This window comes from Variovorax sp. TLI9-5A (assembly GCF_056867935.1).
This window is the reverse complement of the sequence record NZ_CP200310.1, coordinates 2,339,655-2,354,238: the sequence shown is the minus strand read 5'-3', so window position 1 is coordinate 2,354,238 and position 14,584 is coordinate 2,339,655. Positions and strand designations below refer to the sequence as shown.

At 66.9% G+C, this 14,584-nt stretch carries 10 protein-coding genes; 2 read left to right on the top strand and 8 right to left on the bottom strand.

Going from position 1 to position 14,584, the window contains the following annotated elements:
* Nucleotides 1–26: 26 nt before the first annotated feature.
* The 4 genes from AC1VNX_RS11275 to AC1VNX_RS11260 form a co-directional block, all read right to left on the bottom strand.
* The gene (locus tag AC1VNX_RS11275; RefSeq protein WP_483156783.1) at nt 27–470 is read right to left on the bottom strand and encodes a DcrB-related protein; all 444 of its coding nucleotides are present in this window, start codon (nt 468–470) and stop codon (nt 27–29) included.
* Nucleotides 471–495: 25 nt separating this feature from the next.
* Nucleotides 496–942 carry a hypothetical protein gene (locus AC1VNX_RS11270; protein ID WP_483156782.1) on the bottom strand — a complete coding sequence of 149 codons (447 nt, stop codon included), beginning with the start codon at nt 940–942 and terminating at the stop codon, nt 496–498.
* Between the two features lie 3 nt (nt 943–945).
* Entirely contained in the window at nt 946–4,119 is a 3,174-nt protein-coding gene (locus tag AC1VNX_RS11265) for a type VI secretion system Vgr family protein (protein WP_483156781.1), read from the bottom strand.
* A gap of 75 nt (nt 4,120–4,194) precedes the next feature.
* A complete protein-coding gene (locus AC1VNX_RS11260; protein WP_019658228.1) occupies nt 4,195–4,677 on the bottom strand; it encodes an Hcp family type VI secretion system effector in 483 nt (160 codons plus the stop codon).
* Nucleotides 4,678–5,240: 563 nt separating this feature from the next.
* Between AC1VNX_RS11260 and AC1VNX_RS11255 the strand changes: the two genes are divergently transcribed.
* The gene (locus AC1VNX_RS11255; protein ID WP_483156780.1) at nt 5,241–5,759 is read left to right on the top strand and encodes an ankyrin repeat domain-containing protein; all 519 of its coding nucleotides are present in this window, start codon (nt 5,241–5,243) and stop codon (nt 5,757–5,759) included.
* A 437-nt stretch (nt 5,760–6,196) separates the two neighbouring features.
* Complete coding sequence (locus AC1VNX_RS11250) at nt 6,197–7,150, top strand: phosphate acetyltransferase (RefSeq protein ID WP_483156779.1); 954 nt, start codon at nt 6,197–6,199, stop codon at nt 7,148–7,150.
* A 9-nt stretch (nt 7,151–7,159) separates the two neighbouring features.
* Here AC1VNX_RS11250 and AC1VNX_RS11245 read toward each other — a convergent pair whose 3' ends face one another.
* The 4 genes from AC1VNX_RS11245 to AC1VNX_RS11230 all read right to left on the bottom strand — a co-directional run bounded on the left by AC1VNX_RS11245 (nt 7,160) and on the right by AC1VNX_RS11230 (nt 14,576).
* On the bottom strand, nt 7,160–10,768 hold the full coding sequence (locus AC1VNX_RS11245; protein WP_483156778.1) for an indolepyruvate ferredoxin oxidoreductase family protein: 3,609 nt from the start codon (nt 10,766–10,768) through the stop codon (nt 7,160–7,162).
* Between the two features lie 151 nt (nt 10,769–10,919).
* On the bottom strand, nt 10,920–11,972 hold the full coding sequence (locus tag AC1VNX_RS11240) for an ABC transporter permease (protein WP_483156777.1): 1,053 nt from the start codon (nt 11,970–11,972) through the stop codon (nt 10,920–10,922).
* Nucleotides 11,969–13,558 (bottom strand): sugar ABC transporter ATP-binding protein, encoded by a 1,590-nt coding sequence (locus tag AC1VNX_RS11235; protein WP_483156776.1) that lies wholly within the window; start codon nt 13,556–13,558, stop codon nt 11,969–11,971. Before AC1VNX_RS11235 ends, AC1VNX_RS11240 begins: the two co-directional genes overlap by 4 nt.
* Nucleotides 13,559–13,571: 13 nt before the next feature.
* Entirely contained in the window at nt 13,572–14,576 is a 1,005-nt protein-coding gene (locus AC1VNX_RS11230) for a substrate-binding domain-containing protein (RefSeq protein ID WP_483156775.1), read from the bottom strand.
* Nucleotides 14,577–14,584: the final 8 nt, after the last annotated feature.

Sequence of the window (14,584 nt, the reverse complement as noted above, 5' to 3'; positions counted from 1 at the left end):
GGGTCGTCGCGGCCTTCATGAAGGTGTCAGGCCCTGGGCTGAAAACTCTCGAGCGTGCGCCGCCACAGCGCGAGCGCATCGGCATCGAAGGGCACGGGGCTGCTGGCCGTGAGAATGAGCACGGCCCTGCCCGCAGGGTCCTGCGGCAGCAGGAACACGGCCTGGCGCTGGTACAACGCCTGCCCGTTCTGCCTGAACTGCGTGGCGAGTTCGATGGCCCGCAGGCTGGCGATGGCCGGGCCCACGGCAATGTCGGTGCGCGACACCTCCTTCAGCTGGCTCACCTGGCGCGTCAGGTCGTTCATCTGCCGCGTGACGAACTGCGCCAGGCTCTCCTGCTCGCGCAGCGCGTCGCGGCTCACGATGAGCGTGGTGCCCGAGCCGTCGGGCATGGCCAGCACGTTCATCGAGCGGTCGATGCGTCCGTCGTCGGGCACGTCGAACCGGCCTTCCTGGATGTGGTACTTCATCAGGGCTGCTTTCTTGCGGGGTGTTCTATGCGGGGTCGAAGGCCACGAAGGCCAGGCAGTCCGGGTTGCGCTCGGTGAAGCCGAAAGACAGCCGGCCCCAGCCGGGCATGGCCGTGAAGGTGGTCGCCTCGTCGAGCGAACGGCCGCGCGGCACGTCGGTGATATCGAGCGCGGCATAGTGCTGGCGCACTTCGGCCAGCGGCACACAGCGCCCCTTCAGCTCCAGGACCAGAAAGCCCCGGCTCGCGTCTTCGCGCTTGATGCGCAGATCGATGCGCGCCAGCTCAGTGCCGTCCGCGAGGCGCACGGGCGAGCCTTCGAAGAACTGGAATACGTTGCCGCCAGCGGCAAGCGTGTCGCTGAGGGTGGTCGACAACGTGCGGCCCACGTTCTGCGTGGAGAACGGCAACTGCACAGCCAGCGTCTCGATGGTCTGCCAGAGCGTGAGGGTCGTCGTAGCTTGTGGATTCATGGTTCAGTGCTTGCCGGCATATTTCTTGTCATAGCCGTTGCCGTAGTACTGCGTGTACTGCTCGCCGGTGGTCGATGTGGTGAGCGTGCCGTAGTACTTGCCGGCCGCGGCCCTCGCAGCCTCGCGGGTGCCCCCCTTCGCCCAGATGTTGTAGGCATCGTTGAAGGCTTCCACATTTGCGGGGTCGGCCCCCTTGAGGATGTCGACCTTGGCCGCGCGCCAGACCTCGCGCCGCACCTGAATCTGGTTCAGCGCAGCCTCACCCTCGGAACCGAGCATGCCGTTGACGTACGCGGCCTTCGAGGAAATATCGGGCTTGAAGCTGTACGAATACATCGCGTGCCCGACCTCGTGCGACAGCGACGCGGCGGTCTTGTACGGGTCTTTCTGATAGGCACCGTCGATCACGATCTTCTTGATGCCCGAATTGGTATTGGCATAGGTGCCCCCGCCCGCAGGCCCGTAGCTGATGGACCACTTGTCGCCCTGCAGGAACTTGAGCTGCCGCTGCAACGTGGGTGACCGCGCTGCAATCGCATCGACGCCCTTGCCGAGGCCGGTGGTCACATAGCCCGGCGGCGACGCCGCGGGCAGGGCATGCTCCGAGGCTTGCGCAGACGTGGCAGCGGCCGCGGGCGCCACTGGCACGTCCTCCTCCGCCACGGCTTCTTCGGCCTGGCTGCCGATCGGCGCATCGCAGTTCAGGAAAATCTTCCCGCCGCGCTGGTCCAGGTTGTCCGTGAAGTTCACCAGCCCCTTCACGCCGTTGATCTTCACGGTCCCATCCGCCAGCAGCACGATCGACGACTTGCCGCAGATCAGCGAGATGCTCGTCCTGGCGGTGACGAACACGTCCTGCTCCGCTGCCTGGATCACCACCGACTTCTGCCCGGTGAGGTTCGCGTTGGCCGCCGTGGAGGTGACGGAGGCGTCGGTCTTCGACACCAGGTTGATCGCACCAGCGCTCGCATGCGAGACGATGTCGCCGTCGGACACCACGTTGATCTGCCCGCCCTCGCTCACCTGCGTGAGCATGCCCTTGGCGGCGAGCTGCGTGAGCTGGGCGCCGGTGGTCAAGGTCAGCGCCGTGACGGAGCGCATCGACACGCTCTGCCCCGAGCTCACGACGATGGGCCGGGGGCTGATCATGGTCTGGCCTTCGGGGCTCACGATGGAGACCACGGGCTTGTCGATCTTGCGCGACAGGTCGAGCATCTGCTGCGCGTCGGCCATGGCCGGGTCGGGGTCGTCAGAGACGCCAGCCTCGGGCGATCCGCCTGCCGCCAGCGCTGTGACGGCCTGCGAAACGCCGCCCAGCGACTGCACGCCCTGCACCAGCCCCGAGAGCATCTGGTTCTTGCCCTGGGCCATGGCACTCACCAGGGATTTCGTCGCGGCCACGGCCTGCCCCGCCGCCTGCATGAGCGCGTTGCTCTGCGCGAGCGTGGCGCCCATGTGCTCGTGGCCGTCGGGGTTGTCGCGCGATGTCTTCCGCGCGAAGTCCTGCGTGTAGGTGGTCAGCAGCAGGCCCTTGTCGGCGCGGATGGAACCCCACTCGTTGGTGCGCAGCTCGAAGCCGTAGCTGCGCTGCACGCCCGAGCCCTGGTTCATCAGGTAACCCATGTGCAGGTGGGTGTTGCCGTGGTCGGTGGAGAGCTCGATGTGCTCGGTGCCCCGGCTGTCCTCGAAGCGCAGCATGTGCTTGCCGCCGCCGCCCTTGCTCCAGTGGGTCTGGAATCCGGTCTGGGTCTTGTGGCGCGGCAGTTCCCACGGCGGCATCTGCGCGGCGTTGTAGACGCAGCCGGTGACGATCGGGTAGTCAGGGTCGCCGTTGAGAAAGTCGACGATCACCTCCTGCCCGATGCGCGGGATGTGCATGGCGCCGTAGTTGCTGCCGGCCCAGGTCTGCGACACGCGGATCCAGCATGAGGAGTTCTCGTCGCGCCGGCCATAGCGGTCCCAATGGAACTGCACCTTGATGCGGCCGTACTGGTCAGTGTGGATCTCCTCCCCCGCCGGGCCGACCACCACCGCGGTCTGCGGCCCGGTGGTGCGCGGCTTCGGCGTGACGCGCGCTGGGCGATACGGCGCACTGTCGGGCAGCACCTCGAAGCTCTGGCGGTAGCTGGTGCTGCTGGTCGATTCGCTGTAGGCCGCGTCCGCCGCGCCCACCACCCGCAGCGCGTTCTCCTGGAAGTCGTAGCTCACGGCCTCGATCAGGTAACGGCGGTTGTCCTCGGCGTTGGGGTGGCGCGCCAGCTCGAACAGGTAGCCCGGCGCCATGTGGCGCAGGTTGCCTTCGGCGCTCACCAGTTCGCGCCGGCCGGCGAGCTGCTCCAGCCGCAGGCGAGCGTAGTTCTCGCCGTCGCCAAGCTCGGTGTAGCCGCCGGGCCAGTCGTAGATCTCGAAGTTGTCGCGGCTGTGGCCGGCCGGCTGCTGGCGCACGGTGTCGATCTCGGCGTTGGGCTTCCTGAAGTCGTAGTCGTCGGCCGCGAAGTTGCCCGAAGCAATGTCTTCCGAATGGCTCCAGCTGTCGATGAAGTCCTGCTCGAGGATCTGCGCGGCCAGCACGCCGGCGTGGTACGGCACCTTCACCGGGCCGTTGGGCAGCGGTGTGTGCGAATCAGGGCCGTCGCAGAGCACCAGCTGGTGGCTGCCCTGCGCGTGCGAGAAGAAGTAGTAGATGCCCTCCTGCTCCATCAGCCGGCTGACGAAGTTGAAGTCGCTCTCGGAGTACTGCACGCAGTAGTCCCAGGTGCGGTAGTTGCCGCTCAGGCGCGCGTCGATGGCGAAGCCGTAGGGCGCGAGCACCTCCTGCAATATCTGCGGCGCCGTCTTGAACTGGAAGATCTTGAAGTCGGAGCGGCGCGTGGCATACCACAGCCACGGGCGCAGCGTGGCCTCGTACACGCACATGTCGCCGTCGTCCTTGCCCACGTAGGCAAAGCGCGTGACCTGCCCGCTCAGGAAGCGCTTGCCGGCGCCGCCAAGCTCGGTGGCGAGGTTCACCTCGATGCTCATGTCCTCGCCCAGCATGCGCTTGGGCGGGATGTTGGGCATGTCGCTGATGAGCCGCACGCGATGCTCGAACAGTGCGGAAATGCGCTCCTGTCCCGTCATCGAGCGGAACTTCAGGCGCTCGCCCAACGCGCTGTGGGCGATGAAGCTGCGGGTCATTCGTGGAAGGCTCCCTGGTCAATGCGAGCCCGGCGCGTGCCGCGCGAGCGGCGAACCGGCCGGGCAAAAGAGAGCTCAGGCCTCCTTGTTTTCCTTGATGTTCCAGCCCAGCACCGTCTCGGCACCCTTGCCGCCCTTGTCGGTCTGCTCCCAGTACTGCTGCTTCACCTTCGCGGCCTGGAACGAGTACTGCACGAACACCGCGTCCGAGCCCTGTTCGGCCGTGTACTGCACCGAGGTCACCAGCACTTCTTCGAGCGTGACGCGCGTGTACTCGATCTGCGAGCCGCCGGCCTTGCACACCGACACTTCCACCTTGCCCAGGTGCTTGCCGCTCGCACAGTTCTTCAGCACCGAAGGCGCCGCCTTGTCGATGCGCGCCAGCACCTGCAGATCGTTGAAGCTCGCCTTGCCGACACCGCCGCCACCACCGCTGACCATGTTGCCAGGCTGCGTGGCGCCCCATGCGAACGACTTGATGTCCGTCCACTCCTTGTGATTCGAATCCTTCGATTCACCGTTCGCGCCCTCGACGCGCATGAACATGTCTACTGCCATGAGATCAACTCCCTCGAAATTGCGTGCCCATCGAGGGCACATCGGAACCAGCCGCCCTCTTTGCAGGAGGACGGCAACGAATCACAACCCGATGGCGCCGGCGCTGGTGACACAGCGGACAACGTTCTTATTTCCATCTGCTCGAAAGACGCGCGAACAGAGCAATAGGTTTTAAGGTGCGGGTGATCCGTGCTGCATCGGGTTCGCAAGGCGTCTACCTTAAAGCGAGACACCTGAATACCGACAGTGCCAAACGTCATGCACAGAAAGGACTACAGGCACTGCGATGCATCGGAAGAGCCGCGCACGTACGCCAACTGGCCGAGTAGGAACCACATTGCGCGAACCCGTGCGTGTCCGGTATCGGATTTCCAATTTTTCTTTCGCGGGTTTAGATCAGAAAGACGTAACTACCGCACACAAACTGGTCGAAGAAAACTTTTTCAGTGCACTTCGAGCCTGTCCGCTTCGCTATATTCGCACCGCTCCATCGACTGCCATTCATCCATTCGTGCGATGCAATGCGCGGCGGAACCCCATCACAAACAAAGAGGACCGGATCCATGAAACACCCCTATCTTCAATGCACACTGCCCCCTATCGCCGCCGTCTTGTTGGGCCTGGCGCTCGGCACGACGCAGGCGGCCGAACCCATCAAGAAGCCCAGTGCCGCCGAGTGCAAGAAGCTCGCTCCGGCGGCAAAGGATATCGGTGGCGACACCAACTTCTCCCACGCAGTAGCCAACAAGAAGATTGAACTCGTCAAGAAGATGCTGGCCTGCGGCGCCGACGTCAATCTCAAGACTGACGAGGGCTGGCTTCCCATTCACACTGCCGCATACGATGGCTCGGCGGAACTGATCGACCTGCTCGCAAAGCAAGGCGCCAACATCAACGCCAAGGGCGACTTCCAGGGCTGGACGCCGTTGCACATGGCCGTGGAGGGCCGAAATCTCGAAGGCGTAAAAGCACTGCTCGCGCTGGGCGCGAAGCGCGACACCAAAGATGCCAGCGGAAAGACCGCCTACGAGAACGCGGCGGGCAGCAGCGACAGGAAGGATATTGCCGCGCTGCTCAAGTAGGCAGTCTCTTCATTCATCGAATGGATTGAGAATGTTGCGGCAATGAAGACTCTATCCAGAGTCGAACCAGATTGGGCAGATTTGCCAAATGAGGTGAAAGCGACGAACCGTTCCGACCTTTTCTCAAGCAGACATCGTGGCTTCGGTGAGAAGGAAAGCAAAGAGCCCCGGAACCTTGCGGTATCCGGGCCTCTGCGGAAGAGAGCTTGGGAGGTCCGCACTTACACGCTTCCTGGCTCCGGTTGCATTGGATCCTCGTAATCTGTCACAGATTGGCCTGCGGGTTTGCATCGGATACGGAGACGGCTCGATTGCTGCTTCGCCGGCAGCAGGCCAAAGCCGGAGCCAGCACGCGATGCGATACACACAAACACGGTGCCCGATTTCAAGTACCGTTGCGGTAACTCATTCCCTTGCCTTCATCTCCAGGAGCCCGCATGGCGTCGTCCACACCCGCAGCCCACCCGCACTACGACCGCCTGATCGCCGCCGCGCGCGGCCTGCCCTCGCTGCGGGTCGCGGTGGTGCACCCCGCCAACGCGGCCTCGCTGGAAGCTGCACTGGCATCGGCGTCGCTGGGCCTGATCGTGCCGACGCTCGTGGGTCCGCGCGCGAAGATCGAGGCAGCCGCGCAAGAGGCCGGCATCGATCTCTCCAGGATCGCGATCGTCGAGGCGCCCCACAGCCACGCCGCGGCCGATGCGGCTGTGGCCATGGCGCTGCGCGGCGAGGTCGATGCTCTGATGAAGGGCAGCCTGCACACCGACGAGCTCATGGGTGCCGTCGTGCGCCGCGAAGGCGGCCTGCGCACCTCGCGGCGCATCAGCCACTGCTTCGTGATGGACATCCCGGGCCATGCGCAGCCGCTGATCATTTCCGACGCGGCCATCAACATCGCACCCACGCTGGAGGAGAAGGCCGACATCGTGCAGAACGCGATCGATCTTGCGCACGCGCTGCACATGCCGGCGGTGCGCGTGGCGATTCTTTCCGCGACGGAGACGGTCAACGCCAAGGTGCCCTCCACGCTCGACGCCGCGGTGCTGTGCAAGATGGCCGATCGCGGCCAGATCACCGGCGCGGTGCTCGACGGCCCGCTGGCAATGGACAACGCCATCGACGCCGAGGCCGCTCGCATCAAGGGCATCGTCTCGCCGGTGGCCGGCCGCGCCAACGTGCTCATCGTGCCCGACCTCGACGCCGGCAACATGCTCGCGAAGAGCCTGACCTTCCTCGGCGGCGCCTATGCGGCGGGCATCGTGCTGGGCACGAAGGTGCCGGTGATCCTCACGAGCCGCGCCGACTCCGAACCGGCCCGGCTCGCCTCGTGCGCCGTCGCCTCCATGCTCGCGAAGGCGGGGCGCGACAAGCTCATCAAGGCGGTGGGCTGAGCCCGGCGCTCAGCGCGCGCCGGCCACGATCGCGATTCCCCTGATCTGGCCCGCGGACGGCGCCCGCTCGGGCTTCGGGTAGCGCGTCGGCGAGAAGCGATGCAGCAGCTCCGCCTCCTGCAGCTTCGCAGCTTCGAAGTTCGCGAGCTTGACGTGGCCGAAGCCGCGAATCGACAGCGGCAGCGCCGCGATGCGCGCGGCCGTCGCCTGGTTGCCGGCCGAGAGCTCGCCCGCCATGGCGTCGAGCAGCCCATCGAAATGCGAGATCAGCTCACGTTCCATGCGCCGCTCGCCGGTGCGGCCGAAGGGGTCGAACGCGGTGCCGCGCAGCCGCTTGCCGTGCGCCAGCCAGCGCATCGCGGGCAGCATCCAGCTTCCGATGCGGATCTTGGCGGGAGCCTTCCCGTGCGCGCCACGCGAGAGCACCGGCGGAGCCATGTGGAATTCAAGCTTCAGATCGCCTTCGAACTGCTCGTTGAGCTTCTGCAGGAAGGCGCCGTCGGTGTAGAGCCGCGCCACTTCGTACTCGTCCTTGTAGCTCATGAGCTTCAGCAGGCTGCGCGCCGCGTTGCGCGTGAAGGGCAGGCTGGCATCGCCGCCCTGCAGTGCAGCCTCGCGCTCGCGAAGGCTGCGGATGCGCACCTCGAAGCGGTCCGCCCATGCGGCGTTCTGGTAGCCCGTGAGGTGGCGGCGCGCGTCGGCAATCAGCACGTCGAGCGGCCGTTCGTCGACGGAGGAAGACTGCGCATCGGCAGGCGCGGCGCGCAATGCATCGAGCGCTTCAGGGTTGCCGGCCGCCAGCCGCCCCAGCGAGAAGGCCGACTGGTTCGCGGCCACCGCCACGCCGTTGAGTTCGATCGCGTGCATCAGCGCCTCCAGGCTCAGCGGCACCAGCCCGCGCTGCCACGCATAGCCGGCCGCGACGATGTTGGCGGCCAGCGTGTCGCCGAGGAACTCTTCCGCCAGGCTCTGCGCGTCGAAAGTCTCGACCTGCTCTTCGCCGGCGACGAAGCGCATCTTCTCCAGCAGCAGGTCGACGTGCAGGTCCGCATCGGGGTTGCGCAGCGACTCGGCCACCGGAATCTCGTGCACGTTCGCGAGCACGCGCGTGCGTCCGTGGCGCACGGTCTGCAGCGCGTCGGCCGATGCGCCCACCACCACGTCGCAGGCGAGGATGGCGTCGGCCTGCTGCGTGTCGATGCGTACCTGGTGCAGGCGCTCGCGCGAATCGGCCAGGCGCACGAAGCTCAGCACCGAGCCGCCCTTCTGCGCGAAGCCCATGAAGTCGAGCACGCTCGCGGCCTTGCCTTCGAGGTGCGCGGCCATCGCGATCACCGCGCCCACGGTCACCACGCCGGTGCCGCCCACGCCGGTCACGAGCAGGTCGTACGGGCCGGTCCATGCATGTTCGGCCGGATGCGGCAGCGCGGCCACGCGGTGCAGGAAGGCATCGGGGCCCGCCGCGAGCGCGCCGCTCTTGCGGCGCAGCTTGCCGCCCGTCACGCCCACGAAGCTGGGGCAGAAGCCCTTGGCGCAGGAGTAGTCCTTGTTGCAGCTGGTCTGGTCGATCTTGCGCTTGCGGCCCATCGGCGTCTCGTGCGGCAGCACGGCCACGCAGTTGCTCTGCACGGCGCAGTCGCCGCAGCCTTCGCACACGGCCTCGTTGATGAAGAGGCGCTTCGGCGGATCGGCGAGTTCGCCCTTCTTGCGCCGGCGGCGCTTCTCGGCGGCGCAGGTCTGTTCATAGATGAGCACGGTCACGCCCACCATCTCGCGCAGGCGGCGCTGCACGTCGTCGAGCGCGGCGCGGTCGTGGAACTCGGTGCCGTGCGGAAAGCGGTTCTTGATGGCGTCGTACTTGCCGATGGCGTCGCTCACCACCACGACCTTGCTCACGCCTTCAGACTCCACCTGCCGCGCGATGGCGTCCACGCTGATGACGCCATCGACCGGTTGCCCGCCGGTCATCGCCACCGCGTCGTTGAAGAGGATCTTGTAGGTGAGCGTGGCCTTGGCCGCCACGGCCTGGCGGATCGCGAGGTAGCCCGAGTGGTAGTAGGTGCCGTCGCCCAGGTTCTGGAACACGTGCGGCGTCTTGGTGAACATGGCGTGCGAGATCCAGTCGACGCCCTCGCCGCCCATCTGGATCAGCCCTGCGGTGCTGCGGTCCATCCAGTTCGCCATGAAGTGGCAGCCGATGCCGGCGCGCGCGGTCGAGCCTTCGGGCACCTTGGTGCTGGTGTTGTGCGGGCAGCCGGCGCAGAAGTACGGCAGGCGCTTGACCGCGTCGCTCGCGTTGGCCAGCAGCTCGGGTGGCGTGAAGTCGCGAACGTGCTGCAGGTGGTCGCCCAGGTCGTGGTTCTCGGGGAAGTGCACGGCCAGCCAGTGCGCGACCAGCTCGATGAGCCGCGAGGGCCGCAGCTCGCCCAGCGCCGACACCAGCGGCTGGCCTTCGCGGTCGTGCTTGCCCACGAGAACGGGGCGCGCGTCGGCGGGCGCGTTGTAGAAGATGTCGCGCAGCTGCGTCTCGACCACCGCGCCCTTCTCCTCGACGATGAGGATCTCTTCCAGCCCCTGTGCAAAGGCCTTGATGCGCGTCTGCTCCACCGGAAAGCTCAGGCCGATCTTGTAGAGCCGCACGCCCGCGCGGGCCAGTTGCTCGGGAGAAAGCTCGAGCCGGCGCAGCACTTCCATCAGGTCGTGGTGCGCCTTGCCGCAGGTGACGATGCCCACCTTGGCGTGCTCGCTCACGATCACGTGGCGGTCGATGCTGTTGCGCCTGGTGAATGCGGCCACGGCCGCGAGCTTGTCTTCGAGGCGCGACTCGATACGCAGCGAAGGCAGGTCGGGCCAGCGGTAGTGCAGGCCGTCGGGCGGCGGGCGGTGGCCGGTGGCGGCGCTCACCGCGCCGGCGTCTTCCCATGCGTCGACGCGGGCGTTGATCGCGTCGAGGTCGACGGTGCCCGCGCTTTCAACCACTTCCGACAGCGCCGCCATGCCGACCCACGCGCCCGAGTAGCGCGAGAGCTCGTAGCCGTACAGCCCGAACTCCAGATACTCGGCCACGCTGGAGGGCTGCATGATGGGCATGCGCCATGCCATGAAGGCGTGGTCGCTCTGGTGGGGCATCGACGACGACACGCAGCCGTGGTCGTCGCCCGCCACCACCAGCACGCCGCCATGCGGCGAGGAGCCGTAGGCGTTGCCGTGCTTGAGCGCGTCGCCCGCGCGGTCGACGCCCGGGCCCTTGCCGTACCACATGGCGAACACGCCATCGACGGTGCGCTCGGGGTCCGATTCCACACGCTGGGTGCCCAGCACCTGCGTGGCCGCAAGCTCCTCGTTCACGGCAGGCACGAAGCGGATGCCGGTCTGCTTGAAGCGCTCGCCGGCCTTCCAGATCGCCTGGTCGACCATGCCCAGCGGCGAGCCGCGGTAGCCGCTGACGAAGCCCTGGGTATGCAGGCCGCGCTGCGCATCACGCCGGCCCTGCATCACGAGTACGCGGATCAGCGCCTGAGTGCCGGTCAGGAAAACCGAGCCGGACTCGGCCCAGATGTTGTCGGAGAGTTGGTAGCCGGGCCGTCTTATCGCGGTGGCATTGAGTGGGGCATTCATGCCCGGAATTGTTCTGCCGCCCTCCGGGGAAGTGCTTCTTCAATGCACTAGCGCAGACCCTTGTTTGGAGAAAAATCCTCCTCCATACGGCGAAAAAGTGCGATTTTCTTTTTCAATCAGCCAAATTCCGAGAAAACCTGCGCCGCCAGTCTCAGTCCTGCCTGCGCATCGCGAAGAAGCCGCCCGCCACCAGGATGAACGCCCCGATGATCACCTTCTGCCAGGTGCTGGGCACCCCGGCCAGGATCAGCACGTTGTTGATCAGCGTGACCAGCACCACGCCCAGCAGCGTGCCGCCCACGGTGCCGCTGCCGCCGGTGATGCGCGCGCCGCCGAGGATCACGGCGGCGATCACGTCCAGCTCGTTGCCCACCAGGTCGAAGGGGTTCGCCAGCCGCGTGCTCGACACATGCACGATGCCCGCCAGCCCCGACAGGAACCCCGCGTACGCGAACACGAAAACGTGCACCGTGCGCAGGTTGTAGCCCAGCCGCTCCGCGATCGCGAGGCTGCCGCCGATGGCGTACACCGCGCGGCCGATCAGCGTGCGGTTCAGCAGCCACCATGTCAGCACCGCCGCGAACACCAGCACCAGCACGGTCGCGGGCAGCACCACGTGCAGGCCCTGCGGCGTGTCGAAGCGCCACAGCGCCAGCTTGCCGAAGGCATCCATCGGCGCGGGTACGTTCATGAAGAAGACGGTGCCCACGAAGGTCAGCAGGATGCCCCGGTACAGGTACTGGGTGCCGATGGTCACGATCAGCGAAGGCGCCTTGAGCCAGTGCACCAGCAGCCCGTTGATCACGCCCAGCAGCGCACCGCTCGCCGCGCCGGCAACCAGCAGCAGCGCAATGGGCGCTTCCGGAAAGTAGTTCAGCACCAGCTTGGTGATGCTGTACATGGTGAGCGCGGCGATGGCCGCGAACGACACGTCGATGCCGCCGGCCGCCAGCACGATCAGCACGCCCAGCGCGAACAGGCCCAGCACCGTGCAGGCGCGCACGATGTCGAACAGCACCGGCAGCTGGAAGAAGCTCGGGTTGATCGCGCCCACGGCCAGGCTGGCCAGCACGATCAGCGCCAGCGTGAAGACCGAGGGGCGCTGCGCGAGCCAGCCGCGCAGCGAGAACCGCGTCCCGGGCACGGATGCGGCCGGCTGCGAAGTTGCGGGCGCGGACTGCGCTTGCATGGTGGAAGCCGTCATGAGAATGCGGGGGAAGGTGTGTCGGAAACCAGCGCGTGGTAGAGGTCGCTCTCGGCGAGCCCCTGCGCGTCGAAGTCGTTGGCGATGCGGCCCTTGCGCATCAGCAGGATGCGGTCGCAGTTCTGCAGCAGCTCCTGCAGGTCGTCGCTCACCAGGATCACGCCCAGGCCCTGCCCGGCCAGCCGCTGCACGATGCGGTAGATGGTGTCCTTGGAGCCCACGTCCACGCCCACGGTGGGGCCGTGCAATATCAGCACGCGCGGCCCGATGGCCAGCCAGCGCCCGATGAGCACGCGCTGCTGGTTGCCGCCCGAGAGCGACTGCACCGGCCTGTCGACGTCGGGGGTGGCGATCTGCAGGTCGCTCACGGTGCGCTCGGCCAGCGCCTGGCACTGGGCCGTGTCGAGCGCGCCGAAGCGCCCGCGCAGGCGGTCGAGCACCGCCGTGACGATGTTGTCGCGGATCGGCTTGTCGAGGAACAGGCCCTCGCTCAGGCGGTCTTCGGGCACGTAGCCGATGCCCTGGCGGATGCCGTCGGTGGGCGTCTTCAGCACGATCTCCTTCGCGTCGAGCAGCACGCGCCCGCGGTCGGCGGCCTGCACGCCGGCCAGCGCCAGCGCGAGTTCGTTGCGGCCGGAGTCGAGCAGCCCGGTCACGCCGAGGATCTCGCCCTTGCGCAGCGTGAAGCTCACATCGCTGAACTGCGCACCACGGCCCAGCGACTCCACCTTCAGCAGCTCGTCGCCGCCGTGCGTGCCGTGGCGATAGCGCTCGCCGTCGAGGTGCTTGCCGGTCATCCAGTGCGTGATCTCGGCCTTGGTGAAGTCGCGGATCGGGCCCTGCGCCACCTTCGTGCCGTCGCGGAACACGATGGCCTGGCCGCCCATGGCCATGCACTCGTCGAGCTTGTGGCTCACGAAGAGCACGGCCACGCCCTGCCCGCGCAGCACCTCCACCACGTGCACGAGGTTGTCCACCTCCTTCTGCGTGAGCGAGGTGGTGGGCTCGTCCATGATGACCATGCGCGCGCGGGTCGCCACCGCGCGCGCGATGGCGACGAGCTGCCGCGTGGCGATGGGCATCTCGTCCACGCGCCGCGCGAGAAAGGCCGCGTCGGTCGGCAGCTTCACCGCCTCCAGCGCCCGCGCGGCCGTGGCCGCCAGCGCCTTGCGGTCGAAGCGGCGCGCCAGCCGGCCGCCGGTGGCGACGAGTTGCTCGCTGAGCGCGACGTTCTCGGCCACGCTCATGTTCGGCAGCAGCGACAGGTCCTGGTAGACCGTCTCGATGCCGAGGCTGAGCGCCTGCAGCGGCGACAGCGAGTCGTACGGCTGCCCGTCGATCACGATGCGCCCCTGGCTCGGCGGCTGCGCGCCCGAGATGATCTTGATCAGCGTGCTCTTGCCGCAGCCGTTCTCGCCGAGCAGGTGGTAGATCTCGCCGGCCTCGATGCGCAGGTCGATGCCGCGCAGCGCGTGCACGCCCGCGAAGCGCTTGTGCACGTCCTGCACTTCGAGGAACACCCGGCGCCCGGCCGGTGCGCCGGCCGGGCTTGGGCTTGCTTGCGTGGAAGGCGCGGTCAGGGTCATGGCTGCAGTCGGGTCAGAACGAATACTTCTTGTAGTTCTGCTTGTCGACCTCGACCCAGGCCTGGCCCGTGACGATGATGCCCACGCCCGGCCCCTTCTTCACCGAAACCTTGTTGTAGCCCGGCACGCCCATGTCGGTGCCGTCGGTGATGGTCTTGCCGTCGAGCAGCATCTTGGCCGCCTTGTTCATGACGATGCCGGCGTCCTTCGGGTCCCAGAAGGCGATGCCGCCGACCGCGCCCGACTCGAGGAACTTGGCCGCCTCGCTCGGCAGGCCGGTGCCGAAGACGCAGATCTTGCCCGCCAGGCCGGCTTCTTCCACCGCACGGCCGATGCCCAGCACGTCCAGCGACGACGAGCCCTGGAAGCCCTTCAGGTCAGGGTGCTTGCGCAGCATTTCCTTGGCCTTGCCGTAGGCCTTCTCGGCGTCGTTGAGCGACTCGTTCTTGGCGTCGACCAGCTGCATCTTGGGGTACTTCTTCGCGTTCGCGGCACCGCCGTCGGCCCACTGCACCTGCGACTGGCTGCCCAGCGAGCCGACCAGCGAGGTCCACTTGCCCTGCTGGCCCATGCAGGCGGCCAGGCGCTCGTTGATGCGCGCGCCGTAGGCCGTGTTGTCGAAGGCCTCGATGTCGACCATGGTGTTCTTCTGGTTGTCGGCCTCGTGCGTGACGACCTTGATGCCGCGCTCCATCGCGCGCTTGAGCACAGGCTCCAGCGTGGGCGGGTCCATCGACACCACCGCGATCGCGTCGACCTTCTTGGCCACCAGGTCTTCCACCAGGCGCTGCTGCTGCGCGGCGTCGGACTGGGCCGGGCCGATCTGGCGCGTGGCCACGCCCGGCGTGCTGGTGCCGAACTCCTTCACACCCACTTCCATGCGGTTGAACCAGCTGATGCCGGTGATCTTCACCACGGTGACGATGTCCTGCGGCTTGCCCTGCGCATGCAGCGCCGAGGCGAAGGCCACGGTGCCCAGTGCGAGCACGGTGCAGGCGATCTTGGTTTTCTTCAGCATGTTCGTTT